The 26,971-nt window shown below is 61.2% G+C and carries 30 protein-coding genes and 1 pseudogene; 12 read left to right on the top strand and 19 right to left on the bottom strand.

Translation table 11 applies throughout. The features are described 5' to 3' along the window. Positions 1-85 precede the first annotated feature (85 nt). A complete protein-coding gene (locus tag D906_RS00165; RefSeq protein WP_025752695.1) occupies positions 86-970 on the top strand; it encodes a LysR family transcriptional regulator in 885 nt (294 codons plus the stop codon). On the opposite strand, the gene D906_RS00160 is transcribed toward D906_RS00165, so the two are convergent. The 6 genes from D906_RS00160 to purU are packed head-to-tail and all read right to left on the bottom strand — an operon-like array spanning position 967 to position 7,809. Further along, positions 967-1,590, bottom strand: coding sequence for a sarcosine oxidase (locus D906_RS00160; protein ID WP_019099484.1), 624 nt, complete (start codon positions 1,588-1,590; stop codon positions 967-969). The genes D906_RS00165 and D906_RS00160 overlap by 4 nt on opposite strands. 3 nt (positions 1,591-1,593) lie before the next feature. Then, a complete protein-coding gene (locus tag D906_RS00155; protein WP_027614984.1) occupies positions 1,594-4,497 on the bottom strand; it encodes a 2Fe-2S iron-sulfur cluster-binding protein in 2,904 nt (967 codons plus the stop codon). Next, complete coding sequence (locus tag D906_RS00150) at positions 4,494-4,799, bottom strand: sarcosine oxidase subunit delta (protein WP_027608877.1); 306 nt, start codon at positions 4,797-4,799, stop codon at positions 4,494-4,496. The genes D906_RS00155 and D906_RS00150 overlap by 4 nt, the downstream gene beginning before the upstream one ends. 12 nt (positions 4,800-4,811) lie before the next feature. Beyond that, positions 4,812-6,053, bottom strand: coding sequence for an FAD-dependent oxidoreductase (locus tag D906_RS00145; RefSeq protein ID WP_019099481.1), 1,242 nt, complete (start codon positions 6,051-6,053; stop codon positions 4,812-4,814). Then, the gene (folD, locus tag D906_RS00140; RefSeq protein WP_019099480.1) at positions 6,035-6,946 is read right to left on the bottom strand and encodes a bifunctional methylenetetrahydrofolate dehydrogenase/methenyltetrahydrofolate cyclohydrolase FolD; all 912 of its coding nucleotides are present in this window, start codon (positions 6,944-6,946) and stop codon (positions 6,035-6,037) included. The genes D906_RS00145 and folD overlap by 19 nt, the downstream gene beginning before the upstream one ends. Continuing rightward, a complete protein-coding gene (gene purU, locus D906_RS00135) occupies positions 6,943-7,809 on the bottom strand; it encodes a formyltetrahydrofolate deformylase (RefSeq protein ID WP_016711159.1) in 867 nt (288 codons plus the stop codon). Before purU ends, folD begins: the two co-directional genes overlap by 4 nt. Positions 7,810-8,019: 210 nt before the next feature. Here purU and D906_RS00130 point away from each other — a divergent pair, with 210 nt between their 5' ends. The 4 genes from D906_RS00130 to D906_RS00115 all read left to right on the top strand — a co-directional run bounded on the left by D906_RS00130 (position 8,020) and on the right by D906_RS00115 (position 10,636). Continuing rightward, positions 8,020-8,421, top strand: coding sequence for a hypothetical protein (locus tag D906_RS00130; protein ID WP_016711158.1), 402 nt, complete (start codon positions 8,020-8,022; stop codon positions 8,419-8,421). Positions 8,422-8,511: 90 nt separating this feature from the next. After that, positions 8,512-8,733, top strand: coding sequence for an MbtH family protein (locus D906_RS00125; protein ID WP_016711157.1), 222 nt, complete (start codon positions 8,512-8,514; stop codon positions 8,731-8,733). Continuing rightward, the gene (locus D906_RS00120; protein ID WP_027614983.1) at positions 8,730-9,449 is read left to right on the top strand and encodes a thioesterase II family protein; all 720 of its coding nucleotides are present in this window, start codon (positions 8,730-8,732) and stop codon (positions 9,447-9,449) included. Before D906_RS00125 ends, D906_RS00120 begins: the two co-directional genes overlap by 4 nt. Positions 9,450-9,583: 134 nt before the next feature. Beyond that, positions 9,584-10,636, top strand: coding sequence for a DUF1615 domain-containing protein (locus D906_RS00115; protein ID WP_019099834.1), 1,053 nt, complete (start codon positions 9,584-9,586; stop codon positions 10,634-10,636). 15 nt (positions 10,637-10,651) lie between these two features. Here the strand turns inward: D906_RS00115 and D906_RS00110 are convergent, their stop codons facing one another. From D906_RS00110 to D906_RS00070, 9 genes are all read right to left on the bottom strand, one after another. Beyond that, positions 10,652-11,515, bottom strand: coding sequence for a metal ABC transporter solute-binding protein, Zn/Mn family (locus D906_RS00110; protein WP_019099835.1), 864 nt, complete (start codon positions 11,513-11,515; stop codon positions 10,652-10,654). After that, positions 11,512-12,411: a metal ABC transporter permease gene (locus D906_RS00105; protein ID WP_016711153.1), complete on the bottom strand. Its 900-nt coding sequence runs from the start codon at positions 12,409-12,411 to the stop codon at positions 11,512-11,514. Before D906_RS00105 ends, D906_RS00110 begins: the two co-directional genes overlap by 4 nt. Continuing rightward, positions 12,408-13,157, bottom strand: coding sequence for a metal ABC transporter ATP-binding protein (locus D906_RS00100; protein WP_019099836.1), 750 nt, complete (start codon positions 13,155-13,157; stop codon positions 12,408-12,410). Before D906_RS00100 ends, D906_RS00105 begins: the two co-directional genes overlap by 4 nt. Next, positions 13,154-14,056 carry a metal ABC transporter substrate-binding protein gene (locus tag D906_RS00095; protein ID WP_019099837.1) on the bottom strand — a complete coding sequence of 301 codons (903 nt, stop codon included), beginning with the start codon at positions 14,054-14,056 and terminating at the stop codon, positions 13,154-13,156. The genes D906_RS00100 and D906_RS00095 overlap by 4 nt, the downstream gene beginning before the upstream one ends. An 18-nt stretch (positions 14,057-14,074) precedes the next feature. After that, complete coding sequence (locus D906_RS00090; protein WP_019099838.1) at positions 14,075-14,644, bottom strand: DUF6162 family protein; 570 nt, start codon at positions 14,642-14,644, stop codon at positions 14,075-14,077. Then, on the bottom strand, positions 14,641-14,961 hold the full coding sequence (locus tag D906_RS00085; RefSeq protein ID WP_019099839.1) for a hypothetical protein: 321 nt from the start codon (positions 14,959-14,961) through the stop codon (positions 14,641-14,643). The genes D906_RS00090 and D906_RS00085 overlap by 4 nt, the downstream gene beginning before the upstream one ends. Beyond that, positions 14,958-15,497 carry a hypothetical protein gene (locus tag D906_RS00080; RefSeq protein WP_016711148.1) on the bottom strand — a complete coding sequence of 180 codons (540 nt, stop codon included), beginning with the start codon at positions 15,495-15,497 and terminating at the stop codon, positions 14,958-14,960. The genes D906_RS00085 and D906_RS00080 overlap by 4 nt, the downstream gene beginning before the upstream one ends. Beyond that, positions 15,494-16,687: a PepSY domain-containing protein gene (locus D906_RS00075; RefSeq protein ID WP_027614982.1), complete on the bottom strand. Its 1,194-nt coding sequence runs from the start codon at positions 16,685-16,687 to the stop codon at positions 15,494-15,496. The genes D906_RS00080 and D906_RS00075 overlap by 4 nt, the downstream gene beginning before the upstream one ends. A 177-nt stretch (positions 16,688-16,864) precedes the next feature. Beyond that, positions 16,865-18,199, bottom strand: coding sequence for a lysine N(6)-hydroxylase/L-ornithine N(5)-oxygenase family protein (locus D906_RS00070; RefSeq protein ID WP_019099841.1), 1,335 nt, complete (start codon positions 18,197-18,199; stop codon positions 16,865-16,867). A 201-nt stretch (positions 18,200-18,400) separates the two neighbouring features. On the opposite strand from D906_RS00070, the gene D906_RS00065 reads away from it, so the two are divergent. Further along, a complete protein-coding gene (locus tag D906_RS00065) occupies positions 18,401-18,835 on the top strand; it encodes a hypothetical protein (RefSeq protein ID WP_027614981.1) in 435 nt (144 codons plus the stop codon). 40 nt (positions 18,836-18,875) lie between these two features. Here the strand turns inward: D906_RS00065 and pbpG are convergent, their stop codons facing one another. Together pbpG and D906_RS00055 are read right to left on the bottom strand one after the other, a co-directional pair. Further along, positions 18,876-19,802 (bottom strand): D-alanyl-D-alanine endopeptidase, encoded by a 927-nt coding sequence (gene pbpG / locus D906_RS00060; protein ID WP_016711144.1) that lies wholly within the window; start codon positions 19,800-19,802, stop codon positions 18,876-18,878. Between the two features lie 129 nt (positions 19,803-19,931). Then, positions 19,932-20,156 (bottom strand): annotated as a pseudogene (locus D906_RS00055) (site-specific integrase); the annotation flags it as partial. A 422-nt stretch (positions 20,157-20,578) separates the two neighbouring features. Between D906_RS00055 and D906_RS00050 the strand changes: the two are divergent. From D906_RS00050 to D906_RS00040, 3 genes are all read left to right on the top strand, one after another. Then, positions 20,579-22,252: a heparinase II/III family protein gene (locus tag D906_RS00050; protein ID WP_143503485.1), complete on the top strand. Its 1,674-nt coding sequence runs from the start codon at positions 20,579-20,581 to the stop codon at positions 22,250-22,252. A 114-nt stretch (positions 22,253-22,366) separates the two neighbouring features. Beyond that, positions 22,367-22,798, top strand: a complete 432-nt coding sequence (locus D906_RS00045) for a lysozyme (protein WP_027614978.1) — start codon at positions 22,367-22,369, stop codon at positions 22,796-22,798. After that, positions 22,795-23,157, top strand: coding sequence for a hypothetical protein (locus tag D906_RS00040; RefSeq protein WP_027614977.1), 363 nt, complete (start codon positions 22,795-22,797; stop codon positions 23,155-23,157). Before D906_RS00045 ends, D906_RS00040 begins: the two co-directional genes overlap by 4 nt. A gap of 324 nt (positions 23,158-23,481) precedes the next feature. Here the strand turns inward: D906_RS00040 and D906_RS00030 are convergent, their stop codons facing one another. Beyond that, positions 23,482-24,024, bottom strand: coding sequence for a hypothetical protein (locus tag D906_RS00030; RefSeq protein WP_027614975.1), 543 nt, complete (start codon positions 24,022-24,024; stop codon positions 23,482-23,484). 437 nt (positions 24,025-24,461) lie between these two features. Between D906_RS00030 and D906_RS00020 the strand changes: the two genes are divergently transcribed. The 3 genes from D906_RS00020 (at position 24,462) to D906_RS00010 (ending at position 26,102) form a co-directional block, all read left to right on the top strand. After that, positions 24,462-24,755 carry a hypothetical protein gene (locus D906_RS00020; protein WP_027614974.1) on the top strand — a complete coding sequence of 98 codons (294 nt, stop codon included), beginning with the start codon at positions 24,462-24,464 and terminating at the stop codon, positions 24,753-24,755. Next, positions 24,752-25,045 carry a hypothetical protein gene (locus tag D906_RS00015; protein WP_027614973.1) on the top strand — a complete coding sequence of 98 codons (294 nt, stop codon included), beginning with the start codon at positions 24,752-24,754 and terminating at the stop codon, positions 25,043-25,045. Before D906_RS00020 ends, D906_RS00015 begins: the two co-directional genes overlap by 4 nt. A gap of 328 nt (positions 25,046-25,373) precedes the next feature. Further along, positions 25,374-26,102 (top strand): HNH endonuclease signature motif containing protein, encoded by a 729-nt coding sequence (locus D906_RS00010; protein WP_256204578.1) that lies wholly within the window; start codon positions 25,374-25,376, stop codon positions 26,100-26,102. 409 nt (positions 26,103-26,511) lie between these two features. On the opposite strand, the gene D906_RS00005 is transcribed toward D906_RS00010, so the two are convergent. Then, positions 26,512-26,961, bottom strand: coding sequence for a carboxymuconolactone decarboxylase family protein (locus D906_RS00005; RefSeq protein ID WP_023532827.1), 450 nt, complete (start codon positions 26,959-26,961; stop codon positions 26,512-26,514). Between the last annotated feature and the right edge of the window lie 10 nt (positions 26,962-26,971).

Here is a 26,971-nt window from a genome sequence, read left to right as displayed (position 1 = left end):
CGCTGCGACTTGTGCGTAGATTAGGCAGATGCACTCGCGGGAAAAAGCCGCTATAAAGCGTTTGACTGTCACTATGAGCGAGACAATGAACCCCTACGAAGACATGCGCATTTTTGCCCAGGTCATGGAAGCCGGCAGTTTCACCGCCGCCGCCGACCGGCTGGGGATGTCCAAGCAATCGGTCAGCCGGCGCCTGATGCAGCTTGAAGAGCGCCTTGGCGTGCGCCTGCTGAACCGCTCTACCCGGCGGTTGGACGCCACGCCGCTGGGCCAGCACTACTACCAGTCGGCGCTGCGCCTGCTGGGTGAAGTGCAGCAGGTGGAGCACGACATCAGCGGCCAGGCCCAGGCTTTGCGTGGCACCTTGCGCCTGAGCGCGCCGCTGTCGTTCGCCATGGCGCACCTGGGTTGCCTGCTGACCGAGTTCCTGCAATTGCACCCTCAGGTGGATGTGGAGGTAGACCTGAGTGACCGGGCCGTGGACTTGATCGGCGAGGGTTACGACCTGGCACTGCGCATTGGCGCGCTGGAGGATTCCAGCCTGATTGCGCGGCGCATCGCCAGTGTCGAGCGGGTGTACTGCGCGAGCCCGGATTACCTGCGAGCGCGGGGCGTGCCGACAGCACCGGACGAGCTGGCAGGGCATGACTGCCTGCCTTATGGGCATTCGCGTCAGGTGCAGTGGCAGTTCCGCCAGGGCGGCAAGGCGCAGGCGATTCAGGTGGCCGGGCGGATGCGTGCGAACAACGGCGAGTTGCTCCGTGATGCAGCCATCGCCGGGATGGGGGTTACCTATCTGCCGACCTTCATCGTTGGGCAGGCGTTGGCGGACGGGCGGCTGCTCAGTGTGCTTGAAACGTGGACGCCTCCGTCATTGCAGCTGTCGGCGGTGTACCCGCAGCACCGGCAGGTGGCGCGGCCGGTGCAGGGGTTTGTCGACTTCCTGCGTGAACGGTTGGTGCAGCTTTAGGCTTGCGCCAGCACTTCGCCCAGCAACGCGCCCAACTCGATCAGCCCACCCTCGAATTCATCCATCGCATCCAGGACTGCCTCACGGAAATACGCCAACGACGCCCGGTCAAACAACAGCTGCAACCCCGGCCGCTCTTCACTCCCCACATTCACCACGATCACATTGAGCCGCGCCGCCGAGGTCTGCGCCACGGCGCCGATAGGAAATGCCTGTAAACGCAGATCAACGCCGCACAACTTGGCCATCACCGCACTGCCATGTGGCCCTGACAGCTGCAGCCAGGCATGGCTGTCCTGACGCGGCAGCAGGTAGTTGCGCTGGCCATCCTGCACCCACTCGGCCTCTATGGCAGCCACTTGCGCGCCTTCGTCAGCCAGGCTGCCCAGCAGCAGGTACTCGGTCTGCGACAACCGCGCTACCCAGCCGCCGTCGTCCTGGCGCACGGCCTGGTTCGGTTGCTGTGGCAACCGGTAGCCACGTTGCTGCAGGTAGGCGGCGCTGTCGACGCCGCGAAAGCCGACCCGCGCCACCTCGGTCAGGTCGGTCAACGCGCAGGCGTGCAACAGCTCGGCCCGCGGGCTGCGAGGGATAAACGCTTTGGCTTGCAAACGGGTCATGGTTCAGAGCTCCTGGCGCAGGTTGTCGGGGTCGTGGAACGGCAGTTGCACCACCTTGGCATGCACCGTCGCGCCGCCCTCCACGCGGATCGGGATGTGCATGCCGGGGGTGGCCTGGTGGGCGCCGGCATAGGCCAGGCCGATGATCTGTCCCAGGGTTTGCGAATACTCGCAGGAGGTGACGTTGCCGCTGATGTCCGGCCCGTCCAGCACCAGGTGCCCCTCCAGCGGCTGTGGGCTGCCTTTGGGCAGGGTGAAGCCGACCAGCTTGCGCTTGAGCGGCTGTGCTTCGAGGATTTCGATGGAGCGCTTGCCGACGAAGAACGGTTTCTTGCGGCCAATGGCCCACTGCATGTCGATCTCTGCGGGGTGGGTCATGCCGTCGGTGTCCTGGCTGATGATCACATGGCCTTTTTCCAGGCGCAGCAGGCGTTGGGTCTCGACGCCGAACGGGCGAATGCCCAGGCCCGCGCCGGCCTGCATCAGGGCGTCCCACAGGCGCTCGGCATGGCGAGCCGGCACATGCACTTCATAGCCCAGCTCACCGACGAAACCGACCCGCAGGATGCGCGCCGGGATGCCAGCCACTTTGCCCTGCCGGACGCCCAGGTACGGGAAAGCCTCGGCCGACAGCTCGACATCGTCACACACCTTGGCCAGCACCTGGCGCGATAGCGGCCCGGCCAGGTTGACGGCAGCCAGGGCGGCGGTGACGTTGGTGATGTCCACGTCCAGGCGCCACTGCGCATTCCACTTCAGCATCTGCTGGTAGATGCGGTCGACGCCGCTGGTGGTGGCGGTGACATAGAAGTGCTGCTCGCCCAGGCGCGCACAAACGCCATCGTCGATCACCACACCGTGCTCGTTGGTCATCAGCGCGTAACGGGTGCGACCGATGGGCAGCTTGGCAAAGCCAAACGTGTACAGGCGCTCCAGCAGCTCGGCGGCGTCCGGGCTGCGCACGTCCAGGCCACCCAGGGTGGACACGTCGATCAGGCCGACCTTTTCGCGCACATGGCGGGCTTCTTCCTGCATGCACCGCTCGCGGTCTTCGGGTTTGCCGTAATAAGCCGGGCGCTGCCAGATGCCGGCCGGCATCATCTTCGCCCCGGCTTGCAGGTGACGGCGGTGCATGGGCGTTTGCCGATAGGGGTCGAAGGCACGGCCGGCGACATGTGCCAGCTTTTCTGCCTGGAACGGTGGCCGGGCGGTAGTCACTCCGGTCTCGCTGATGCTGCGGCCGGTAGCCTGGGCCACCAGGCGCGCCGTGGGCAGCGCCGAGTGGCGGCCCTGGGAAGGGCCCATGCCGACCGTGGAAAAACGCTTGACCAGTTGCACGTCACGGTAGCCGCTGCGGGTAGCGTTGACGATGTCGCGCACTTGCAGGTCTTCGTCGAAGTCGACGAAATCCTTGCCTTTGGGGTGGGGGAAGATCGGCCAAGGGAAGTTGACCTTGGCTTCGGCGCCGAACGCCGACAGGGCTGGTGCTTGCAGGCCCAGCGCTGTCACTGCGTCGGCGGCCCCGCGTATGGCATCGGCCAGCACGTTGGCCAGCGCGTGGCGGCCGTTCACGGAGCCGGCGATATCCAGCCCGGCCGGCAAATGGCTGATGGCGAATTCGTCGCGGTTGACGTCATAGGCCAGCTTGCCACCGGCCTGGCACAGCAACTGGTATACCGGCATGTAGCCCGCCGACATGCACAGCAGGTCGCACGCCAGGCGCAGCCCGTGCGGGCCGACCTTGCCCTGGCCGGTGATCGGGCGAATGTCCACGCCACTGACATGGCGCATGCCCGCTTCATGCAGGGCTTCATACACGGTGCTGCCCAGGTGTACGGGGATATCGCGGCGCTTCAGCTCGGCAACCAGTGCGTCATCGGCCGGCGCGGCGCGCATGTCGACCACGGCGGCTACGGCCACGCCTTGCTCCTGCAGGTCGAGGGCGGCGAGGTAGCCGTCATCGTGGCCGGTGAGGATGACCGCGCGCTGGCCCGGCTTGACCGCGTACAGCTTCATCAGCCGCTGGGCAGCGCTGGTCAGCATCACACCCGGCAGGTCGTTGTTGCGAAACACCACCGGCTGGTCGAACGAGCCGGCTGCCACCAGGCAACGGGTGGCGCGCACCTTGTACAGACGCTTGTGCTGGATTATCGGCAGGTAGTTGTCGGTGAACCAGCCGTTGCAGGTAGCCTCCAGCAGCACCTGAATGTTCGGGTGGCCCTCGACGGCGGCCAGCAGCTCTTGACGCAGGCTGGCGGCGCGGGTGCCGGCGATGTCGAAGCGGGCGTAGGTGAGCGAGCCGCCAAGCACCGGTTGTTGTTCGATCAGCAGCACTTTGGCCCCGGCGTTGGCCGCGTCCAGGGCCGCACGCAGGCCAGCAGGGCCGGCGCCGATAACGGCCACGTCAACGAACAGATAGGCTTTGTCGTAGTAGTGCGGTTTGAAACCCAGGTCGAGCACGCCCAAGCCGGCTTTCTTGCGGATCAGCGGCTCCCACACTTTCCACATGCCCTTGGGCTTGTAGAACGAGCGGTAGTAGAAGCCCACCGGCATGAAGCGCGAGAACTTGCCCAGGTAGGCGTCGCGGTCATGCTGCAGGCTGCCGTTGAAGTTCTGCCCTTCGACCACCTGGCCTTCGCGGACGGCCTCCAGGTCGGCCAGTACGTTGGGTTCTTCAGGCAACTGCACCAACGTGTTGGCATCCTGCCCGGCCATGCTCAGCGGGCCGCGTGGGCGATGGTATTTGAACGAGCGCGACAGCAGCCAGCGGCCATTGCCGAGCAGGGCGCTGGCAATGGTGTCACCGGCAAAGCCCTCGCAGGCCTGGCCGTCGAACTGGAAGCGCACGGGCCGCTCGCGGTCGATCAGCAGGCCCATGGGCGCGGGGAGGCGAGTGTGGCTGTTCATCCGGTAATCTCCGGGCTGGCGGCGGGGGTGAAGTCGACGCGGCGGTCGAACAGTGCTTTCGGGTCGAAGGTGCGCAGCACCTGGTCGCTAACCGTGTGACGCTCGGCCAGGAACCAGTAGCTGGAGGCGTTGTGCAGCCACCACTCGGTCACCACCCCGGCCAGGTTGTCGCTGTTGAACACATAGTCGGCCCACTCGGCATCGCTGCAACTGGCCGGGTCGGGCATGTGCTTGAACTCGCCGCCGTAGGTGAACTCGCTGATGTTGCGCGGGCCGTTCAAGGGGCAGGTCAGGATCTTCATCGTCGTGTGCTCCTAATGGCTGGCCGCCGTGGCGCCCATTTCGTTCACTTGCTGGAAGCGGCTGAAGCGCTCCAGGGCGAAGGGCGCGATCATTTCGGGTACTTTGCCGCCGCTGGCGACCAGCTCGGCCATGGTCTTGCCGCAGATGGGCGTGGCCTTGAAACCCCAGGTGCCCCAACCGGCGTCCAGGTAGTAGTTGTCGACCGGCGACAGGCCCATGATCGGGCTGTAGTCTGGGGTCATGTCGGTCATCCCGGCCCACTGGCGCATCAGCTTGGCGTTGGCCATGAACGGGAACATCTCGATGGCGTGGGCCAGCAGGCTTTCCTTGAGGTCGAGGGTGGAGCGGGTGTTGTACAGCGGGTACGGGTCGGAGCCACCGCCGAAGACGATCTCGCCACGGCTGGTCTGCTGCACGTAGCAGTGCAATGCCGAGGAGCTCACCAACGGATCGAGGAACGGCTTGAAGGGCTGGGTGACCATGGCTTGCAACGGGTAGGTGTGGATCGGTGCGCGGATGCCGGCCTTGGCCATCAACAGCGAGCTGGCGCCGGCCACGGCCTGGACCACGCAGCCGCACTGCACGGTGCCACGGTTGGTCTTCACCGCTTCGATGCGGCCATTGCGAATCAGCAGGTCCTGTACTTCGGTCAACTGGTGGATTTCCACGCCGCGCTTGGCCGCCTGCTTGGCGTAGCCCCAGGCCACCGCGTCGTGGCGTGCGGTGGCGCCGTCGATGTGCCATAGGCCCGCCAGCACCGGCAAGTGACCGGGGTCGAGGTTGAGGCTGGGCACCAGTTCACGAATCTGTTGGCGGTCGATCATTTCGGTCCGGCCGCCAAAGTGCTTGTTGACCTCGGCGCGCTGGCGGAAGGCGCGCACGGTAGCGTCGGTGTGTGCCAGGGTGAGCTGGCCGCGCTCGGAATACATGATGTTGAAATCGAACTCGTTCGACAGGTTCTGGAACATGCGCACCGATTCTGCATAAAAGCGCACGCCCTCGCTGGTGAGGTAGTTGGAGCGGATTACCGCCGTGTTGCGCGCGGTATTGCCGCCGCCCAGGTAGGCCTTTTCCAGCACGGCGACATTGGTGATGCCGTGATACTTGGCCAGGTAGTAGGCGATGGCCAGGCCGTGGCCGCCGCCGCCGATGATCACCACGTCATAGCGCGGTTTGAGTTCGCACGGTGGCGGCAGGTCGACCTCCACCGGGTAGTCGGCGCTCAGGCCGTATTTCAGCAGGGCGAAAGGCATACGGTGCGCTCCTGGTGGGCGGCCTGTTGCTGCAGGTCGAGGGCGAGCAGGGTGTTTTTCATCAAATAGGCGATGGTCATCGGGCCGACGCCACCGGGCACCGGGGTAATGCCGGCCACCTGTGGCAGGGCGGCAGCGAAGTCGACATCGCCGACCAGGCGGCTGTGGCCGCCTTCATCGATGCGGTTGATACCGACGTCGATCACCACTGCGCCGGGTTTCAGCCAGTCGGCACCGATCAAGCGCGGTTTGCCTACGGCTGCCACCAGAATGTCGGCCTGGCGGCACAGCGCTGGCAGGTCGTGGCTACGCGAATGCACCACCGTCACCGTGCAGTCGGCCTGCAGCAGCAGGGCAGCCATGGGTTTGCCGACGATGTTCGAGCGGCCCACCACCACCGCGTGCTTGCCGCGCAGTTCGCCACAGGTGTCACGCAGCAGTCGCATGCAGCCGCTGGGTGTGCACGGGGTGAGCACATCGCGGCCCTGGGCCAGGCCACCGACGTTTTCGCTGTGGAACCCGTCCACGTCTTTCAGCGGGTTGATGGCCTGCAGCACGCGGTGCGCGTCGATGTGCGCGGGCAGCGGCAGTTGCACGAGAATGCCGTTCACCTCGGTATCGCGGTTCAGGCGATCGATCAGGGTCAGCAGTTCGCCCTGGGTGGTGTCGGCGGGCAGGCGATGCTCCAGCGAGCGGATGCCTACTTCGTCGGCGCGCAGCACTTTATTGCGCACGTACACCTGGCTGGCGGCATCGGCGCCCACCAGCACCACAGCCAAGCCGGGTTGCACGCCGCCCTGACGCAGCTCCTGCACCTGCTCGCACACCTCGGCCAGTACACGCGCGGCAGTGGCCTTGCCGTCGATCAGCTTGAGGCTGGGAATGGCGTTCATTTGAAGATCACCGTGCGGTCGTGGTTAAGGAACACCCGGTGCTCAAGGTGGTATTTCACCGCGCGGGACAGGGCAATGGTTTCGGTGTCGCGGCCGATGGCCACCAGGTCGTCCGGGGCATAGGCGTGGTCCACGCGCTGCACTTCCTGCTCGATGATCGGGCCTTCGTCCAGGTCGCTGGTCACGTAGTGGGCGGTGGCGCCGATCAGCTTGACCCCGCGCTGGTAGGCCTGGTGGTAGGGCTTGGCACCTTTGAAACCGGGCAGGAACGAGTGATGGATGTTGATCGCCCGGCCTGACAGTTGGCGGCACAGGTCGTCGGACAGAATTTGCATGTAGCGCGCCAGCACCACGAGCTCAGTGCCGGTGTCTTCGACAATGCGCAACAGTGCGGCTTCCTGTTCGGCCTTGGTTTCCTTGGTAACGGGCAGGTAGACGAAGCGGATGCCCTGGCGCTCGGCCATGGGGCGCAGGTCCAGGTGGTTGGACACCACGGCGGTGATCTGCATGTCGAGCTCGCCCTTGGCATGCCGGTACAGCAGGTCGGACAGGCAGTGGTCGAACTTGCTCACCATCAGCAGCACGCGCATCGGCCGGGCGCTGCTGTGCAGGCTCCACTGCATGTCGAAGCGTTGGGCCACGTCGGCAAAGCCCGCCTCCAACTGCGGTGTGTCCCCTGTGGTACCGGTGTTGTAGCGGAACACTGCGCGCATGAAAAAGCGCCCATTGTCCTCGTCGTCGAACTGCGCCATCTCGCTGATGTAGCAACCGTGCTCGGCCAGGTAGGTGGTCACCGCAGCGACGATGCCGGACACGGCCGGGCAACTGACGCGCAGGATGAAGTGATCGGGAGCGGGGTGCATGTCGGATAGGCCTCGTGAGTGGGGGGCAGGTCGGGCACAAGGGCAAAAGAAGCTTCGCGAGCAGGCGAAGTGGTGTTTCTTGGCAGGAATATAAATTTCCTTTAGGCGATTTATAGGCGAAGTGAGGGGTGTCGGTCTAGGGGGGTTGTGAAATTTTTTATCCTGACAGGAAAGTTTTTTGAGGGCGCTTTGTAGGTCTATGCTTGCACCATGACCACACCACCCCCCTTGCGCCAACCATGCCCCCCTGGTGCCTGCGACTGCGGCCGCGAACATCTGGGCGAGCATCCGCAGGCCGCACAGCGCATCCTGCTACTGACCCGTCAGGAAGAGAAACGCCTGCTCGAACGCCTGGAAAACCTCAAGGACCTGGAGGACCTGCAACGCCTGCAGCAACGGATGTACGACAATCTCGGCATCCGCGTGCACATCGCCCCCGGGTTCAACGAAGTGCGCACCATGCGCGGCATTGTCATCGAGCTGGATGACCAGCCAGGATTGTGCCGCAGGACCCGGCAATCGATCCCGGCGGCCATCCGGCGCGGGCTGGAGCGTAATCCGCAGGTGGCGTTCCGCCTGCTCGATGCACACGACCTGTTGCGTGATGCCTGAAACGTTAATTTTTCAGCGGCCGGTTACGTCTACTTGAAAGCCCCCCTGCGCCACGCGCATAGCGGCATTCATCATTCAAGGAGACAGGCAATGACTTCCGTATTCGACCGCGACGATATCCAGTTCCAGGTAGTGGTCAACCACGAAGAGCAATACTCGATCTGGCCCGACTACAAGGCCATCCCCAACGGTTGGCGTGCCGTGGGCAAGAGCGGCCTGAAGAAGGAATGCCTGGCCTATATCGATGAGGTCTGGACCGACATGCGCCCACTGAGCCTGCGCCAGAAAATGGCCGAAGCCGCCGCCCAGTGATCGCACTGAACCTGCTGTGCCTGCCGTATTCCGGAGCCAGCGCCATGGTCTACAGCCGCTGGCGGCGCAAGCTGCCGGCGTGGCTGCAGGTGCGCCCGGTAGAGCTGCCCGGGCGTGGCGCACGCATGGCCGAGCCGTTGCACACCGACATGCAGGCGCTGGCCCGGCAACTGGCCGCCGAGCAACGCCTGGCGGCCAATGGGCCCTATGCGTTGCTCGGCCATAGCCTGGGGGCGTTGCTGGCCTTCGAGCTGGCCCATGAACTGCAGGCGCTGGGCTGCCCGTCGCCACTGGCATTGTTTGCCTGCGGTACCGCAGCGCCAACCCGGCGCGAGGATTACGATGGCAAGGACTGGCGCGAGCCCAAAAGCGACGCCGAGCTGATCAGCGAGTTGCGCGAGCTTCAGGGCACGCCTGAAGAAGTGCTGGCCAACGCCGAGCTGATGAGCCTGACCTTGCCGACCTTGCGCGCGGATTTTCTGCTCTGTGGCACTTACGCCTACCGTCAGCGGCCGGCCCTGCAGTGCCCTCTGCACGTGCTGGGCGGCGTGGACGACCGGGCCAGCGAAGAGCAGTTGCAGGCCTGGCGCAAGGAAACCCAGGGTGACTTCTCGCTGCAGATGTTCCCGGGTGGCCACTTCTTCATCCATGAGCACGAAGACGCCGTGCTCGATGCGCTGACCGGATCATTGCAGCCGCTTCGGCTGTCTGCCTGATTGACGTCACCTCTTGCCTGAGGGAGGCTAGGCCTTTTTCCAGGCAAGGGGCAGACAATGCTGATCGATCCACACAAGGCCGCACTGCTGGTCGGTGAACAGCCCTGAACGGCCGGTTACTGGCTGTCGGGTTGATGGCGTTGGCGCTGCTGCAAGGCTGCGTCGGGCACCGTGACGAAGCACCCGAGGCGGACCCGGCCAAGGTCCGTGCGCAACTGTTGCGGCTATTGCCGGCCCAGACCAAGGACCGCGAGGGCTGGGCCAGGGACATTCAGGTGGCGTTCGAAACCCAGCGCATTACCCCAAGCAAAAGCAACCTGTGCGCGGTGCTGGCCGTGACTGAACAGGAATCCACTTTCAGCGCCGACCCGCAGGTACCCAACCTGGGGCGGATCGCCCGCGAGGAAATCGACCGGCGTGCGGCACGTCTGCATATCCCCAGGCTGTTGGTTGACGGTGCGCTGAAGACGCCTTCGGGCAACGGCCAGAGCTACCAGCAGCGCTTGCAGGCGGTGCGCAGCGAGAAGCAGTTGAGCGCGTTGTACGACGAAGTGATAGCCCGCGTGCCACTGGGCAAGACCTTGCTGGACGGGCTCAACCCGGTGCACACCGGCGGGCCGATGCAGGTCAGCATCGACTTTGCCGAAAAGCATGCGCAGGGTTACCCCTACAGCCACGATGGCAGCATTCGCCAGGAGGTATTCAGCCGGCGCGGCGGCATGTACTTCGGTATTGCCCACCTGTTGGGCTACCCGGTCAACTACGAGCGCCAGCTGTACCGCTTTGCCGATTTCAATGCTGGTTGGTACGCCAGCCGCAACGCCGCATTCCAGGCCGCACTGAACAAGGCGACTGGTGTGACGCTTGCCTTGGATGGCGACCTGATTGCGCCGGGTGCGATCATGCCCGGGGCCACCGAACTGGCCGCGCGCAAGCTGGGCGGGAAGCTGGGGCTGCGTAACCCGCAGATTCGCAGCCAGCTGGAGGAGGGCGACAGTTTGGCGTTCGAGGACGGCAAGCTGTACAGCGGGGTGTTTGCCTTGGCAGATGCCAAGGCTGGCAAGCCGGTGCCACGGGCGGTGCTGCCGGGGATCGAGCTGAAGAGCCCGAAGATCACCCGAAAGCTGACCACGGCGTGGTTTGCCGGGCGGGTGGATGAGCGCTACCAGCGGTGCATGAAGCGGTAGCCGGTACAGGCAACATCAGCTTTCGCCCAAGGCCCCAACCACTTGGTCGACGCTGGCCTTCAACCCGGCAAACGCATCCTCAGGGTCGCTCTCCACCACCACCAGTTTCGCCCCGGCTGCCTTGATCACCTCGGCTACCGCCGCGTCCGGCTGCCGATGGTCCAGCACCAGTGCCACATCCTGCGCTTTCAGGTTTTCCTCCAGCGCCTGGAGCGCGGCAGCGTCCCATTCGGTCGGCAGCGGCTGCTCCACCACATCCAGGTTCAAGCCGCTGGCCAGATAACCCAACCGCCCGGACAAGCTCACCACCGTCAGGTTGTCGACCTTGGCCAGACGTGTCTGGCTGCTGGCCGATAGCTCAAGCAACTGGCGCTTGAGCCCTGCCAGGTTGCCCTGGATCTTCGCTTTGTCATCCGGTGCCAGCCGCTCCAGATCATTGGCCACCACATCGGCCATGCGCCCGAGGTTGGTCGGGTTGAGCCAGGGGTAGGCGCCGTAGGCATCGTCACCTGTGACCGCAATGCCGGGCAGCGCGCCATCCACCGGCCGTGCGGCATCGATTTCGACGATGCGGATGTTGCTGCGTCGGGCCATCGGGTACAGCGGGTCGTCACGCCAGATCGAGCGTACACCGATCACCGCGTCGGCCTGCTGTGCGGCTTTCTCCAGGCTGGGGCCACCGCGCGAGCTGAAATACGACGGCTGGCGGCTGGCCGGCAGGTTGGCCGGTGCCGCACGTTTGAGTTGCACCGCCGTGCCGTCGAGCAGGGCGCTGGCCAGGCTGTGGGTGATGGGCAGGGTGGTCAGCACTTGCGTGGCAAAAGACAGCGACGGCAGGCCGGCCAAGGCCAGCGCCAGAGTCAGGCGTTTCAGGTTCATGCCGGGTTTCCTTGCAGGCGTGGGACGAGGGCGCGGGCCAGGGCGGCCAGGGCAAAGCAGATGCCGGCGACCAGGATGATCGCGGCGCCCGACGGCACGGGCAGGTCGAAGACGATTGGCAGCAGAATGCCAAGCAGGGTGCTCAAGGTGGCGATCAGTACCGAGACGAAGAAGAACCCCTTGAGCGACTGGCTGACCAGGCGTGCAGCCGCAGCGGGGATGACCAGCAGTGCTCCGACCAGGATGGCGCCGATTACCTTCACGGCAGCCACGGTTACCAGGGTTACCAGCACCACGAACAGGTAATCCAGGGTTTTCACGGCCACCCCGCGCACGGCTGCCAGTTGCGGGTTGAAACTGGCCAGCATGATGCGGTTGTACAGCGGCACAGCCAGGGCCAGCACCAGCACCGCGACGATACCCAGCACCACCAGGTCCTGGCCGCTGACGGTCAGCACCGAGCCGAACAGCACGTTTTCGAGGATGTGCACATTGATCTTGCCGGCCAGCATCAGCAGCAGGCTGGCACCCAGCGCCAGCGACACCGACAGGAACACGCCGATCAGCGTGTCCGGTGAAAGGCCCGTGCGGTTGCGCAGGAAGTTGAGCAAGATGCCGAACAGCAGGCAGTAGCCGAACAGGCTGCCATAAGGGCCGGTGTAGGGCTCACCGAGCAGGATGCCGATGGCTACCCCGGTCAGTGCAGCATGGCCCACAGCTTCGGAAAAGAACGCAAAGCGCTTGACCACCACCAGGGTGCCCAGGCCGCCCAGTACCGGGCCAATCATCAGGCCAGCCAGCAAGGCATTGACCACGAAGCCGTAGGCCAGTGCCTCAGGCAAGTAGCCAGCCGTGGCCCAGTCCTGGACCAGTTGGCGGAATGCTTCAAAACTCATGAGGCAAGGCTCTCGCTACGCGGGTGAACAGAGAACAGGCCAAGCAGGCGCTCTGGTGTGAGGGCCTGGGCCGGTGGGGCGTCGAACAGCACCTGGCGGCTCAGGCCAGTGACCCGGTCGGCCAGGCGCAGCACGGCCTCCAGGTCGTGTTCTATCCACAGCACCGTGGTGCCGGCCTGGCGCCAGCCCTGCAGTAACTGCTCGAACACCTGGATACCAGCTTCATCGAGGGCCGACATGGGCTCGTCCAGTACCAGTAACTGCGGCTCGGGGATCAGGCCTTGGGCCAACAGCACGCGCTGGCGTTCGCCGCCAGACAATGCGCCCATGCGCCGTTTGCGCTTGTCGAGCATGCCGACCCGCGCCAAGGCCGCATCGATGGCCGGCTGCACGCGGCGCGACAAGCCGAGAAAAGCCGGGCGCCGCTGGCACATGGCAGCCATGAAGTCATCTACGGTCATTGGCAACCCACGGTCGAACTCCAGCGCTTGTGGCACATAACCGATCACCTCACGCTCGCCTGGCCAATGCAGGGTCAGCTGGCCCTGGTGTGGCATTTGCCCGAGCAGAGTCTTGATCAGCGAACTCTTGCCACCACCGTTAGGGCCGACGATGGCATGCACGCTGCCAGCAGCAACGCCGAAGCTGACGTGTTCAAGGATGCGGGTACGGCCCAGGGTAAGGTCGACCTCGGCGAACTCGATGCGTGGCCCACAGGCCTTCACCAGGTTGGCGGCGGCGGTCATGCGCGGTTCTCCTGGATGGCGCGCACCACGGTGTCGAGGTTGCGCTTCATCTCCACCTCGTACTTCTCTTTGGTGTATTCACCGTAGGAAATGTGCGTCAGCGGGTACAGGCGCACGCCGGATTCACGCTGGATGGTTTCGACATAGGCGGACGGGAAGTCCATTTCCGAGAAGATCACCTTCACATCCAGGGCTTTGAGCTGGTCGATGGTCTTTTTCAGCTGGGCCGGGCTGGGCTCGATGCCGTGGGCCGGTTCGACCACGGCGGTCACCTCCAGGCCGAAGTCGCGCACCAGGTAGTCGTAGGCAGCATGGATGGTGGCAACCCGAAAGGTGGCGCTGGGTGCTTCGGTTACCTTGGCCAGCGCCTCGGCACGCAGGGCGCGCAGGCGCTTGGCGTAGGCACGGGCGTTTTGCGTGTACAACTTGGCGTTGTCCGGGTCGAGCTTGCCCAGTTCGCGGGCGATGTTGTTGACCTGGGCGATGGTGGTGCTGATCGACAGGAAGGTGTGCGGGTTGACCACCTTGCCGGCGCCGCGCGCTGCAATGCCCGTGGCCGCCAGCAACGGCACGTTCTGGTTGGCCTCGATGGTGGCGATGCCGGGCTTTTCGCTGGCGGCGATCATGCGGTCGGCGAAGTCGTCATGGCCGACACCGTTGAGCACCACCACGTCCAGCGTGCCGATGCGCTTGATGTCCTCGGCCCGTGGCTCGTAGGCATGCGGGTTGAAGCCCGCGGGAATCAGCGGCACCACTTCGGCCTTGTCGCCGACGATGTTGGTCACATAGCTGTAGTAGGGGTGCAGGGTGATGCCAATACGCAGCGGCTTGCCGTTATCGGCCAGGGCCAGTGCCGGCAGGGCAAAGGCCAGGAGCAGGGCGAGGGCGGAGCGGAACATGGGCGGGAGTCCTTGGGTTCAGTGACGGTGTTCGCGGGTAACCCCAGCGTCGTAGTGGCTGACCACCTGTTGCCAACCCGCAGCGATCAAGGCCGCCTGGCCGAGATCGTCCGGGATGACGGCAGCGCTGTCGCGGCGCAACCAGACATCGGCCTGGCCGGTGCTGTCCGCTGTCAGGATCAGCAGCAGGCTGCCGGCGACTTCAGGGGCCTGACTTCGGCCCAGGTAGGCACCGGATTTCAGCCACGACCACTGATGACTGCCACGGCTCTGGCTGCCGGCATCCACCACGAATGGCGGCAGGCCTTCTTCGGCCAGTGCCTGCACGCTCGGCACGGTAGCGTTTTCTTCACGCAGCGCCTGGATCTCGTCGAGGGCCACCCGCAGGTCGGTGTACAGGCCTTGCTCGGCAGCGGTAAGGTCGCGGCGGGCGTCAATCTGGTGGCTGGCGATGGCCTGTTCGTCTTCGCGCTCGCCCCGCAACAGCACCACACTGGCGGCGAGCACCACGATCAGCAGGCTGGCCAGCAGCACGTACAGGGTTTCGTGCCCGGCGCCGGCCGGGCGTATCACTTGAGCGCGGCTCATGGCTGGGCGATATCGGCGTGGTCGACTTCCACCACGTGTCCGGGGCCGGCATCGAACAGCACGTAGAATTCGCCTTCCGGGCGCTTGAAGGTGAGCGTGGAGTCGTCGCCCAGCTTGCCGCCGACCAGTACTTGCTCGTCATAGCCGATCACGTCCAGGGTCACCCCGGCGGCACCGCTGCCGTCCGAGAAGCCACCGGTGCATTTGACCTGGCCGCTGGCCAGTTCTTCGCATTCGCACATCGGGTTGTGTGCCAGGGCAGGGCCAGCGGCCAGTACCAGCAAGGGCAGGGAGAGGATGCGCATCAGGTGTTTCATTTCTTGCCTCCTTGTTTCTCGAGCCAGGCCACGGTGGCAGGCGATGCCTTGGCCAGGGGGACGGATGCCTGGTGCATGCTGCCGTCCCAACCTTCCAGAGTGATCCAGATTTGCGCGTCGGGTTTGGTACGCGGCGGGATGGGCAGGTTGGTGCCCATGCGGTAGGGGGCGCCAAAGAAGATGGTGCCGGCAGCGCGCAGGCTGCGGGGTTTGCCGATGCGCAGGTAAACGGCCTTGACGTCTTTCATGCAGGCTTTGCACAGGGACGCGCTGAAGGACTTGAAGTGGCCGGCGGGGCCGTCTTCGCGTGGTGCTTCGTCACGCAATTCAGCCAAGTCCAGCGTGTAAGGGCCGGCCTGGATGCCACTGACCACGTTCGCCCCCAGGCCGGCGTCGCCACGAAACAGCTTGGCGTCGCTGAAATACTTGGGCATGAAGCCCAGCGGGACGAGGATCAGCAGGATGTTCAGATGAAAGCGCCACTTCAGCCACCACTGCTTCAGCGGGCTGGCGGGCACGGCCTGGGCGTGGCTCATGGTTGGGTCTCCAGTGTGGTCTGGCTGCGTGCGGCACGGGGAGCACGGTCGCTGCGCTTGAGGGCGGCTGCGGTGGCCTGGGCGGTACGCTTGGTCCAGATCAGCAAGCCGCTGAGCACCATCAAGGTGAGTACCAGGCCGAAGAAGAACCAGATCAGCTTGATGGGCAAACCGCCAAAGTCACCGGTGTGCAAGGGGCGCATGGACTCGGTGACGAATTCCAGCGTGGAGCGGTCGCTGAGCAGGAACTGGCTGTCGACGTTGCTTGTGTAAGGGTTGACCGCTGCACTCTGGAACATCAGCGGATACCAGCCGCGCCCGCCCATGGAGACGTGGCTGTAGGCGGTCGCCGGCAACGAAATGAAGGTAATGTCCAGGCCTGGAATCGCCAGGCCGGCGATACGTGCCGCCTCATCGAGGTCAATGCGCGGGGCAGGCGTGCCATCCGGCATTTGCGGCACATCTTCACGGGCGATCACCGGCACGATAGGCCGGCTGGAAATGGTGATGTGGTTGTCCGAAAGCAGCGCCTGGATCAGGAACCAGGTGCCGGTGATGGATATGACCGCGATGAACCAGATCGACCACACCCCCGCCAGGCGATGCAGGTCGCCCCAGAAAATACGTGAGCCGTGCCCGGTGCGCACCGGTTTGAAGAAGCCTTTCCAGAACTTCTTGTACACCACCAGCCCGGTGACCAGAGAGGCCAGCATGGGCAGGCCGAGAAGCGAAACCAGGTACCAGCCCCAGCTGAAACCATTGGTGAACGGCACCAGCCACCAGCCATGCAATGCACGGGTAAAGGCTTCGAAGTTGAAGTCAGGGGACTTGCCCTGGATGACGCCGGTGTAGGGATTGACGTACAGCGTCGGGCTGGTCCCGTCGGGGTATGTGACATCGGCCAGCAGGGCAAAGTGCGAGCCGTCAGGCCGCCTGAGCGACTCCACGAACATGTCTGGCTCGGCTTTGCGCATGGCGTCCAGTACCTGCTGGAAGCTCAGGCGCTCGGCATCACCGTCGGGCTTGCTCGCGCGTACGTCCGGGTTGGCCAGCCAGACGATTTCCTGGCTGACCACGGCGAGCATGCCGGTGAAGCACACGATCAGCACAAAGAACCAGATTGGCAAGGCGAGCCAGCTATGCACCAGGAACCACAGCCTGGATTTGGATTTTTTCGGTGATTTGGCCATCAGACGGTCTTCTGCAATGGGTGGTCGAGCGTGTGCCCAACCAAAGAGGGCTGTACTGATAAGGACGAATGAGAATCGAAAACCTGCCGTTTTAAATGCAAGCAAATGTTTCAGGCAGCACAAGGCCGACCTGCGCGAGAAGCGACAGGCCGGCCTTGAGGGTGCTTAGCACAGGGGTCAGGCGCGGGTCAGGGCCGCAGCGGGTTGTGCTTTGCCGTGCAATTGCGCCAGGTCCTGATACAGGGCGCGGCCAATTTCTGCGGCACGGGCCGGCAGTACCGAGAGCAGGGTGTCACTCAGGCCGTGGCTGTTTTCGCAGAAGCCCTGCAAGTACACCGAGGCCTGCAGGTCGGGGCTGGCCAGCACGCGGTAGTTGCGGTCGACGCTGAAGTCGTCCAGGTAACCGGCCAATGGCGCCAGCAGGTCACGGTGCGAGCGGCGCTCGTAGCCGGTGGCGAGGATCACGGCGTCGTAGCGGTGGGTTTGCTGCTGGCCAGTAGCGAGGTCGCGCAGGGTCAGCTCCAGGCCTTCGCGAGTGGCCACCACGGCTTCCACCTGGCGCCGGCACAGCACGTTGTGGCGGTGCTGGTGGGCGACTTTCTGCCGGTAGAGGATGCCGTAGATGCGTTCGATCAGGTTGAGGTCGACCACTGAATAGTTGGTGTTGTGGTACTCGCCCAGCAACTTGCTGCGCTGGTCGGCGGGTTCGTTGTAGACCAGGTCGGTGTAGTCCGGCGAGAAAATCTCGTTGACGAACGGGCTATCGTCGGCCGGTTTGAGGGCCGAACCGCGCAGGACCATGTCGACCTTGACAGTCGGGTAGCTGTCGTTCAGGTCGATAAACGCCTCGGCGGCGCTCTGGCCCGAGCCGATCACAGCGATGCGCATCGGTTTGCCGTCGGCGCACGGCAGCTTGTTCAGGCTGCTCAGGTATTGGGAGTGGTGGAACACCCGTGGGTCATCCTTGAAGGCGCCGAACTTTTCCGGAATTTTCGGCGTGCCGCCGCTGGCGACCACCACCGAGCGGGTGCGGCGGCTGTATTCGCGGCCCTGTGCGTCGCGTGCGATTACGCGCAGGTGGTTTACCCGGCCATCCTGCAGTTCCGGTTCGATACGCAGCACTTCCTGGCCATACACGGCCTGGGTGGCGAAGTGTTCGGCGGCCCAGCGCAGGTAGTCGTTGTACTCCAGGCGGCAGGGGTAGAAGGTGCCGAGGTTGATGAAGTCGGCCAGGCGCTGCTTCTGGTGCAGGTAGTTGACGAAACTGTAGGGGCTGGTGGGGTTGCGCAGCGACACCAGGTCTTTCAGGAACGAGATCTGCAGCTCACTCTGGGTGGCCAGGGTTTCGCCGTGCCAGCGGTAGTCCTGTTGCTTGTCGATGAACTGCGCATCGAGGGCATGGCCCTGGGACTCGGCGAGTTCTTCCAGGGCGATGGCCAGGGCCAGGTTGGAAGGGCCGAAGCCCACGCCGATCAGGTCCTTGATAGTTTCCGGGTTTGCAGACTGGCTCATGGCTGCGGTTCCATAATGGTCGAATGTGGACGCCGCCGGGAGGGGCCGGCGCTTGCGTTTGTACATTGGGTGGAACGAGCCACATGATGGGGAATTTACTGGCGGGCGGCCGACCCACTGCTACACGGGCTAAAGACCTGCGCGCTGCGGCCGATAGGCAGAACCATGCAAGGACCCATTTTGCAACGCAGGGAGACAGACATGACAGGTTTTGCAGCAGTCAGCATCAGCACCACGGCCCAGGCGTTGAGCACGACTCAGGCTGCCGACATCCAGGACGCGCAAAAGGCTGAAGAGGGTGGAACAGTCGCTCAGACCGACGCCTCCAGGGCGAACGGTGGCGGCCAGGCCCAAGGCGCCCAGGGCAGCAGTGAAAGCTCGGAGCCTGCGCACATCAAGCAATTGCGCGAGATGATCAAGAAGCTGCAAAAGCAATTGGCCGACGAACAGAAACAACTGGCCCAGCTGATGGCGCAGAAGATGGAAGAAACCGCCAAGATGGCCGCTGTGAGTGCCAAGCAGGCGAGCATCGCGACCATCAATGGTGAGATCCTGCAGGCAACCGCACAGTTGCTCGAAGCGCTGCAGACGTCAGGTGGCAGCAGTGCAGGGGGGATGGTCAATACGCAGGCCTGATGCGACTGGGGCCCGCAAAGGCCCCAGCGACCGTTAGAGTTTACTCGGAAACCAGGCGCCCCTTGTTCTGCCGGTCCGCCTTGTACTGCATGGCCACTGCAGGTGCCGGTTTGGCGGCACCGGTTTCCAGCCACTGACGCATGCGGCTGGCATCGGCGAAGTGGGTGTACTTGCCGAACGCATCCAGGATGACCATGGCCACCGGGCGGTTGTCCATGCGGGTCAGCAGCACCAGGCAGTGCCCGGCTTCGTTGGTGAAGCCGGTCTTGGTCAGCTTGATGTCCCAGTTGCTCTTGTTCACCAGGTGGTCGGTGTTACGGAAGCCCAGTGTGTAGTTGGGCTTGCGGAAGGCCACGGTTTTTTCGCGGGTGGTCGACAGCTCGCTCAGCATCGGGTACTTGCGCGAGGCCATCAGCAGCTTGGCCAGGTCACGGGCGGTGGACACGTTCTGCGTCGACAGGCCGGTCGGCTCGACATACCGGGTATGTGCCATGCCGAGGCTGCGGGCCTTGGCATTCATCGCCTTGATGAACGCCGGATAGCCACCTGGGTAGGCGTTGGCCAAGGAGTTGGCGGCACGGTTTTCCGATGACATCAGGGTAATCAGCAGGGTTTCGCGGCGGTCAAGCTGGCTGCCCAGGCGCACGCGCGAATACACGCCTTTCATTTCCGGGTTGTTGGCAATGGTCATGGTGAGCATCTCATCCATGGGCAGTTTGGCATCCAGCACCACCATCGCGGTCATCAGTTTGGTCACCGAGGCAATCGGCACCACGCGGTCGGCATGGCTGGCGTACAGCTCCTGGTTGGTGGTCAGGTCGATCAGCAAGGCGCTGCCTGAAGCCAGGTGCAGCTTGGACGGGTCGCGTTGAACCTGGGCCGGGGGTTGTGCAGCAGCGGTCGACGGAAGGGTCGCGGTTCCTGTGAGCAACAGCAGCAGGCTGAGGATAGACAGGGATGTTTTCACGTTGAGGCTCACTAAAAGTTGGTATGTCGTTGGCTGTGCAAGGGTTTTCCCCCTAAACCGCTGCATTGTGGAGTATGGCCCAAACGCTGTCGAATGCCTTATGACTAAAGGGCGCAAGGTGAACGATATTTAATCCTGTACCAATTCTGTACCAATTACGTTCGTTTCCAGCTTCGCGAGTTCTGCCCAGTCGTTAGCTGAATTCAACCACTTGGCGTAGGTCGTGAGCAGCACCTGGACGGAGTGCCCAAGCTGGCCAGCGATGAAGGCAGGGTTCATGCCCGACATAAGGCACATCGTGGCATAGGTACAGGTGGCGCGGCGGGTTCCACTTCTTCTCCGATACGGCTTTCGCGGAGTTCGACTCGCGGCTCTCAATCAAGATGCCGACGGAGAAGGTCGTGGCAGTCAAGACCAGTGGCGCGAGCCTCGTCAGCTAACAGCGCCCTGGCACGGGGCGTCCTTCTGGAGAAAGGAATGCCAATCACAGAGCAGCAACTGCTGCAGATCCTTCCCAATGCCCGCCCAGTGCGGGCTTTTTATTGTCTTGAGAAAACATGGCCACACCACGCGGAGTCCGCAAGACATTCCTGCCGAGGTCGTAGTGCGCCAGGTCTGCACTATCCGAAACACCTTCACCGGCGAAGTAATGGCCGAGGGTGCTGGGCCGCCAGTCCCGGAGCCAGCCGTCGAATGGGTGCGCACCCATGAAATTGAGGAGATTGTGCCCCCAGCACGTCTACGATCGAAGGTACGCTAGCCATAGGTAGCACCTTGTGTTGCTAGATGGTAATGTGGGGATTTTAATATTGCCTTGGTATACAATGGAACTGTTTGCTAATTTGGTTTGTGGGAATGCCTCAGGCTTAAATAATTTTGTTGTTGATTGGCAGCGCTACCATAAAGGATGCAATGCTGAGTCCCTGCTTTCTGGAGTAATTACACTTCGGAATAAGGTTAAGGTTGAGTGTAAATCTTTACATGATATCGAGTGGGGTCTAGAGTTTTCCTTAAATAGGAATGCCAATTATTTATGGCTCTATTCGCTTGACTACGTGGGTACGCTTGTAGATGCATATTCTAGGGGTTTTGGCGAAATATATCTTGACTGTGCCGTTAGTATAGTTGAGTCATTTTGTCGCTTTTACCATGAGTCAGAAGGCAACAAAACGAAAATTGCTTACTTGAATAAGTCTGGAGCGAGTTACGATCATGCGACCTCAACGAGGGCAAATGTTCTTGTAAGGTACCTATGCGCGGTTATTAAGTCTGATCGCAAGGTTGACCTTTCTCCGGTTATTTCGTGCATCCATGATGCTGCAATTTTTATGTATGACGATCGCAATCATAGCGAATCAAATCATGGGGTCATGACCGACATTGCATTGTCTCAAATCGGTGTTCTTGCTGGGCTTTCAAGTGAGCTTGGTATGGTATTTTTTGAGAAAGCAAATGATAGGCTGATCGATAGTGTGTTGCGTACTTTCGATTCCGATGGGTATGCCAATGAAAATACGGTTGGGTATCATCGTTTCAACGTGCAATTATTTAAGTCGGTGATAAGTAAGTTCAGCGACTGGGGTGTCGAAAGCAGGTTTGGTGATATCGCCCCACCAATTATCGATAAAGCTTTGCGCGCCTTTCAGATATGTGTTTGGCAAGACGGATCCATTCCCCCTATAGGCGACTCCGCCGTATATGAGAATGCGGCAGAATCTTTAAATATCAGCAAGGTTTTTTCCGAAAGTGGAATGGCTGTCATTAAAGATGATGATCTGTATGTTTCTTTGATATGTGGCAGGCGAGGCGATGCGCACAAGCAAGTTGATGATACCTCAATAACTGTAAGGTACAAAAACACGGATATCGTCATTGATGGTGGCCATTTGAGCTATGACAGGCTGGATCCTTATCGCCTATCTCTCGAATCTAGTCTTGGGCATTCTGGTGTTTTTCCTGAGTTCATTGAGGGTATACCGTCTAACTCTTATCTCGCAGTTAAGCAAGCTGCATCAATAACAAATATCTCCAAAAGCGATGCATCAGTCGATATTTCAGCTCAGCTCAGCTTTCCAGATCACGGCTATGCAGTTAACCGAACAGTTAGTGTAATTTTCCCTAGGCTTATTGTCATTAGGGATGAGATCGACTCTGAAGATTGTGAGATGCAAACAACTCAGAGGTTCTTGTTTGGCAAGAACTTAAATGAAATTGAATTTAATCAGCCCGGCGTGTTGACGCTTCACGACAAAGATTTTAGGGTCATAGTTACTATGAAGGAAGTTAGCTCCGGTCTAACGCTTTGTAAAGGGCTTGATGGGGAGCGTCCTCGTGGCTGGTCTTCGCAAAAGTCTGGGATAAAAGATCCCTGTTACGAGTTGACCCAAAAAGCCATTGGCGGGAAATTATTGTTCGAAACTTGTATAGAAATTATTGACGGGCAGCTTTAAAAGCTTTCGCTGTAAATGTCCGGACCTGGCTTGATTTAAAGCTCTGTATTGCTTCCGTTATATCGATATTAAGGCCCGCTCAGCGCGGGCTTTTTTTTGCGTGGAGAAAACCCAATGCGTACATCGCAACGCGGCTTGAGCCTCATCAAGTCGTTCGAGGGCCTTCGCCTGCAGGCTTATCAGGATTCCGTCGGCGTCTGGACCATCGGCTATGGCGCTACTCGAAGCGTGCAGCCCGGCATGAAGGTCAGCAAGGAGCAGGCAGAACGCATGCTGCTGCGCGACGTGAAGCGCTTCGAGCCGGAAGTTGAGCGCCTCATCACGTCGCCGCTGAACCAGAATCAGTGGGACGCCCTGGTCAGCTTCACCTACAACCTGGGAGCGGCCAATCTCGAATCATCCACGCTCCGCCGACTGATCAATGCCGGCAACTACGTAGCCGCAGCCGACCAGTTCCCGCGTTGGAACAAGGCAGGCGGGAAGGTACTGGCTGGCCTGGTGCGTCGGCGTGCCGCTGAGCGGGACTTGTTTCTGGAGTCGGCGTGAGCGGCTGGGTGCTGCGGGCCGCTGGCGCCGGCCTGCTGATGCTGTTGGGCCTGCTGGTGGGCACTTGGGCCACCACCAATCACTTCCGGCCAGCCCTCGACGCAGAGCAGGAGCGGGTGGCGGCGTGCACCTCCGCGCGCGACACCCTAGCAGGTTTGGCGACGGAGCAGGGAAAGGCCCTGGGCGACCTGGCCCTGGCGGCTAACGCTCGCCAGGCCCGGGCCGAAAGGGCAGTGGGCGAAGCCAAGGCCAGTGCAGATATCGACTATGCCGCGGCGAACCGTCTGCAGCAGGAGCGCATCGGCGGCTACCAATGCGCCGCTGCCGCCTCGATTATCGACAAGGAGCTGAACCTATGAGGCTGGCGGGTAACTCAAGGACCAGCGGGAGCGGAATAGGTCTTTTTCAGGCTGCAAGCCGCGTAATCCGTGGTTTCATCGGTAGGAGCGGGGTGGCGATTGTCCTAACCATTTCCGGGTGCGCCGGCCGCACCGAGCCACAGGTGCAGTACGTACGCGTTGAGGAGCCGCCTTGGGCAGCTGCCGACCTGCGGAAGGCCGACAGCTTGGAGGTGAAGGTGCGGGCGCTATTGGCGGAAAGGCATCAGCGGATAGGATACGAAAAGCAACTTGCAGCATCCATAGCGGCGTGCCGATAGATATATTAAGCACCGCTGCCCAGCGCTAGTCGCCAGGGAGAGACTGGAGTATCTGTGTTAGAGCCGGGTATAGGTTGTCAGCTTCCTGCATTATCTTTTGAACGTTGACTCTCCCACCGATGATTCTTCCTTCATCGGTGGTCATCACCGATGAAGCATCGATCTGGCACGCTCCATCTATTCCATCTATCTCAACAGTTGCCACATCTTTGTCTCTCTGCCAGCCACCGCCATTGATGTATTTAAGGTGGTGCTCCCTGATATCCCGAACCACCTTCACATGTTCTGATGCGCGCAGGAATGGAGTTATCAGGCCCTCAGGAACAAGCTCTCGCTTCAACGCCTCGTTTAGCCATTCAACAGATTTGTGCGCCGCAGTTATAAAAAAGTGATCCTCAATATTAGAGAAGTCTGGAGTGTCCAGAGGATTTGGTCGCCATTCGGCAAAAATATTCTCCCGACTGTCAATGAATCGGATGTACTGTTCTAGCTCTAGAACACGCTTTCCTTGGTGCGACACAGAAGCTACCCAGTTTCTGGCGCTGACCACTACAAACCAATTGCTCATGACCATCCCTCATGGTTGAATATTACGTAATAGCCGTTCGCCATTGCCTTGTCTAGGAACATTGGGTCGGAGATGTGCTCTATCATTGATTGGTGTTCAGATAGGACAAGGCTTTGGACAAGCGCACTTTCATTGGGATGGTCTAGGCTGGTGAGCCGCTGATCCAGCAGGCTGTCGATGCATTCCGCTCCTTCCACGAGGCGCAGGATTGTGGCTCACCGCCAGAAGAGGTTGAGCGACTCCGCCTGCTGGCCGAATCGCAGTTCCAGGCGGTCACCGACTACCAGCTCAAAGCGTTAGGCGGCCCTGCTGGCCAGATTCACTGATTGGTCCCGACCTCCTTCCTGAGCAACCACGTATAGTCCGCCGAGCGGTACTGGCGCGGTTGCTTTTCCTGATGCTGGAATGCTGTATATATATACAGTATTTGGTGCAGCATGTCCTTCCTCCTCGTTCGCCGCCGCGTGAATGGCGTGGCCATCCCGTCCGATCAGCTCAGGAGGATCCAGCCCCTGAAGGCCGACATCCACATTGGTGACCACCACAGCGAGCCTCTGGGCCGGGTATCGACCCAGGCCTGGGTGTTCAGCCCTGCGCCGGGGCCCGACATCATCCCCCGGCTGCACGACGCGAAGGTCAACGGTATGGCCCAGCTCGGCATCAACATTAACGGGATAGAGGAGGTTGACGGCGTGCTGTATGCGCAGTCTTGGTGGTGCAGGGCAGAATGATGGCCGGGATACCGCAAGCATGGATGGATGAACTGAATGACCGATTTGCCTTGGTTACAGATCCCGATGGGCGCGCTGCCGTGCTCGACGAGATGGCCTATGCCGCCCATCGTCGTCGAGAGGTTGGAGACGACGACCTGGTTGATATGCTGGAGCTGGCGGAATCGGCACGGGCGTGGGCGCTGCTCGAGCACGAAGAAGCGTGGCACTTGGGCCTTTTCGAGTATGAGGGTTGGGTTGAGCGCGAGCCAGGAAGGATCGCTGTCGGCGGGACGCCGGGAAGGGGGTAGAGCGCTGTCTAAAACTGAGCTTATGTATCTCGGTTTTGCTGGGCGAAAGTCGGTGAAACTGGCCGAACCGTATTAGACAGTTGCGATCCGCAGGCCGCTAGCGGCGCGGCCTGAGGACCGTTTCTCACACTACTGCTGCATTACTGGACTTACGGATCCGCTGGAGGCGCATGCACGTGGTGAGCGAAAACCGCCGCATTTTAGGGCGTATCATCCACAACATTGAAGTGGGGAGTGATGTGCGCAGCACCGCTAAAGCATCCTCACGAATATTTCGCTGAATGAATGCTCAAGTAGTGGCATTATGCTGCTTTTTGGAGGCATTACCTTGGCGAATTTACTCACACCGGAGCAGATCCAGTTAGCATATGAAGTAGCAGTTCGTGTATATGACGGTGAGCTCACGGTTAGGCAAGGGGTCGACCATCTGACTACTGAAGGCATCGGTCCGACTTATTCTAATGATTTAGTTAACGTCTATCGGATCATGCGTCGGGGCAAATGCTACCATCGGGCGATCAATGTGCAGACTACCCGGTTGTATCTACAAGGAATTTATCGAGACGCTGGCTCATTGGAGTTAGCTAAAGCGCTCACGGCAACAAGGCTTCATATCCAATATTACGAACATTTGAGGCGGGTAACTCTACATAAGATCCGAGAAGTTGTGGAGGAGATGGAACTATTGATTGATCACCCTCTTGGAGCGATTGGCCAGTACATAGCAGTATGGGATTCAGAGGTCCATACCGCATTGAAAGATAGTTCTGCAGCGCGGCTTGCTAGGCTAGCAAAAAAAAGCGGTGAACGACCTGTAAAGTTCATGACTACCTTAACATACTTCCTAAGAGATCCCGATGTGGTAGCTGAGGCTCTCCATAGGGCGGGAGGTGTATGCGAGGTTTGTAACAGACCCGCTCCGTTCAAGCGGAAATCAGATGGAACACCTTACCTAGAAGTACATCACATTGTTCGCTTAGCAGATGGTGGCATGGATACCTTAGACAATGTCTGCGTTGTTTGTCCGAACTGCCATCGCCAGGCACATTTTGGATGAGTAGCCTTTTCGAGGTAGAGCGTTCGGGTTTTGACTTGCGTCACAGCACGTTCGCTGGGAGGGGGTGGAAAATCGATTCCAAAACTGAATCGGCGACCCTTGCAGTATGCGGCCTATAGCCGTGCCGTTTCGTCTTTGTTTTGGAATCGATTTTGCCTTGCAGGATGCATGAATTGGGGGGTTATCACACGGTCTTGAAAACCGTTGAGCAGAACCTACGCCTGGGCTGCACCTGTTGGCTCGATTGGCCTCTGCGAACGGCTGCTTTCGACCCATTGCGGACGTCCGTCAGAGACTGCTTTCGGCTCATACCCGTCGTTCAGAAGGGGCCGCAAAGGCCTGAAACAGACTGTAGGCAATACTAGGGCGGTCTCTGAAGTACTGCGTTTGCATGTTGAGTCATAGGTCATCACGTTTTAGCGGCAGGTTTGAGTCGGAAGCTGACGCCCATACGGTTAAAAGCGTTCATTGCGGCAATGGCCGCTGTCAGGTCGACAAGGTCCTTTTCGGCAAACATTGCCGATGCTGCTGCGTAAGCTTCGTCGGATACATGTGTCTCGCTTACCCGCGTGACTTCTTCTGCCCAGGCCAATGCTGAGCGCTCCTGATCCGAGAACAAATAGTGCGCTTCATGCCATACTGGTACTAACAGCACTTTGTCCACTGAAATACCTGCTTTGATCAGATCGCGTGAGTGCAGATCGATGCAATGGGCGCAGCCGTTGATTTGAGACACCCTGAGAAACACGAGGTGAATCAACGGGGCTGGCAAATTTGTCGCGGTGGTCACGAAATGATGCAGCCCGCCAAGGGCCTTGGCTGCACCAGGCGAAGCTTCAAACCAATTGAGTCGACTCATGATTTCTTTT

This window comes from Pseudomonas sp. LAIL14HWK12:I1 (assembly GCF_003202095.1).
Classification (GTDB): Bacteria; Pseudomonadota; Gammaproteobacteria; order Pseudomonadales; family Pseudomonadaceae; genus Aquipseudomonas; species Aquipseudomonas monteilii.
Note: the sequence above shows the minus strand (reverse complement) of the source record. Positions and strands in the feature narration are given on the sequence as shown.

Excerpts from the sequence above, each read along its gene's own strand:
- D906_RS00165 (WP_025752695.1), top strand. The coding sequence starts at position 86 with ATGAACCCCTACGAAGACATGCGCATTTTTGCCCAGGTCATGGAAGCC.
- D906_RS00160 (WP_019099484.1), bottom strand. The coding sequence starts at position 1,590 with ATGACCCGTTTGCAAGCCAAAGCGTTTATCCCTCGCAGCCCGCGGGCC.
- D906_RS00155 (WP_027614984.1), bottom strand. The coding sequence starts at position 4,497 with ATGAACAGCCACACTCGCCTCCCCGCGCCCATGGGCCTGCTGATCGAC.
- D906_RS00150 (WP_027608877.1), bottom strand. The coding sequence starts at position 4,799 with ATGAAGATCCTGACCTGCCCCTTGAACGGCCCGCGCAACATCAGCGAG.
- D906_RS00145 (WP_019099481.1), bottom strand. The coding sequence starts at position 6,053 with ATGCCTTTCGCCCTGCTGAAATACGGCCTGAGCGCCGACTACCCGGTG.
- folD (WP_019099480.1), bottom strand. The coding sequence starts at position 6,946 with ATGAACGCCATTCCCAGCCTCAAGCTGATCGACGGCAAGGCCACTGCC.
- purU (WP_016711159.1), bottom strand. The coding sequence starts at position 7,809 with ATGCACCCCGCTCCCGATCACTTCATCCTGCGCGTCAGTTGCCCGGCC.
- D906_RS00130 (WP_016711158.1), top strand. The coding sequence starts at position 8,020 with ATGACCACACCACCCCCCTTGCGCCAACCATGCCCCCCTGGTGCCTGC.
- D906_RS00125 (WP_016711157.1), top strand. The coding sequence starts at position 8,512 with ATGACTTCCGTATTCGACCGCGACGATATCCAGTTCCAGGTAGTGGTC.
- D906_RS00115 (WP_019099834.1), top strand. The coding sequence starts at position 9,584 with ATGGCGTTGGCGCTGCTGCAAGGCTGCGTCGGGCACCGTGACGAAGCA.
- D906_RS00110 (WP_019099835.1), bottom strand. The coding sequence starts at position 11,515 with ATGAACCTGAAACGCCTGACTCTGGCGCTGGCCTTGGCCGGCCTGCCG.
- D906_RS00105 (WP_016711153.1), bottom strand. The coding sequence starts at position 12,411 with ATGAGTTTTGAAGCATTCCGCCAACTGGTCCAGGACTGGGCCACGGCT.
- D906_RS00100 (WP_019099836.1), bottom strand. The coding sequence starts at position 13,157 with ATGACCGCCGCCGCCAACCTGGTGAAGGCCTGTGGGCCACGCATCGAG.
- D906_RS00095 (WP_019099837.1), bottom strand. The coding sequence starts at position 14,056 with ATGTTCCGCTCCGCCCTCGCCCTGCTCCTGGCCTTTGCCCTGCCGGCA.
- D906_RS00090 (WP_019099838.1), bottom strand. The coding sequence starts at position 14,644 with ATGAGCCGCGCTCAAGTGATACGCCCGGCCGGCGCCGGGCACGAAACC.
- D906_RS00085 (WP_019099839.1), bottom strand. The coding sequence starts at position 14,961 with ATGAAACACCTGATGCGCATCCTCTCCCTGCCCTTGCTGGTACTGGCC.
- D906_RS00080 (WP_016711148.1), bottom strand. The coding sequence starts at position 15,497 with ATGAGCCACGCCCAGGCCGTGCCCGCCAGCCCGCTGAAGCAGTGGTGG.
- D906_RS00075 (WP_027614982.1), bottom strand. The coding sequence starts at position 16,687 with ATGGCCAAATCACCGAAAAAATCCAAATCCAGGCTGTGGTTCCTGGTG.
- D906_RS00070 (WP_019099841.1), bottom strand. The coding sequence starts at position 18,199 with ATGAGCCAGTCTGCAAACCCGGAAACTATCAAGGACCTGATCGGCGTG.
- D906_RS00065 (WP_027614981.1), top strand. The coding sequence starts at position 18,401 with ATGACAGGTTTTGCAGCAGTCAGCATCAGCACCACGGCCCAGGCGTTG.
- D906_RS00045 (WP_027614978.1), top strand. The coding sequence starts at position 22,367 with ATGCGTACATCGCAACGCGGCTTGAGCCTCATCAAGTCGTTCGAGGGC.
- D906_RS00030 (WP_027614975.1), bottom strand. The coding sequence starts at position 24,024 with ATGAGCAATTGGTTTGTAGTGGTCAGCGCCAGAAACTGGGTAGCTTCT.
- D906_RS00020 (WP_027614974.1), top strand. The coding sequence starts at position 24,462 with ATGTCCTTCCTCCTCGTTCGCCGCCGCGTGAATGGCGTGGCCATCCCG.
- D906_RS00015 (WP_027614973.1), top strand. The coding sequence starts at position 24,752 with ATGATGGCCGGGATACCGCAAGCATGGATGGATGAACTGAATGACCGA.
- D906_RS00005 (WP_023532827.1), bottom strand. The coding sequence starts at position 26,961 with ATGAGTCGACTCAATTGGTTTGAAGCTTCGCCTGGTGCAGCCAAGGCC.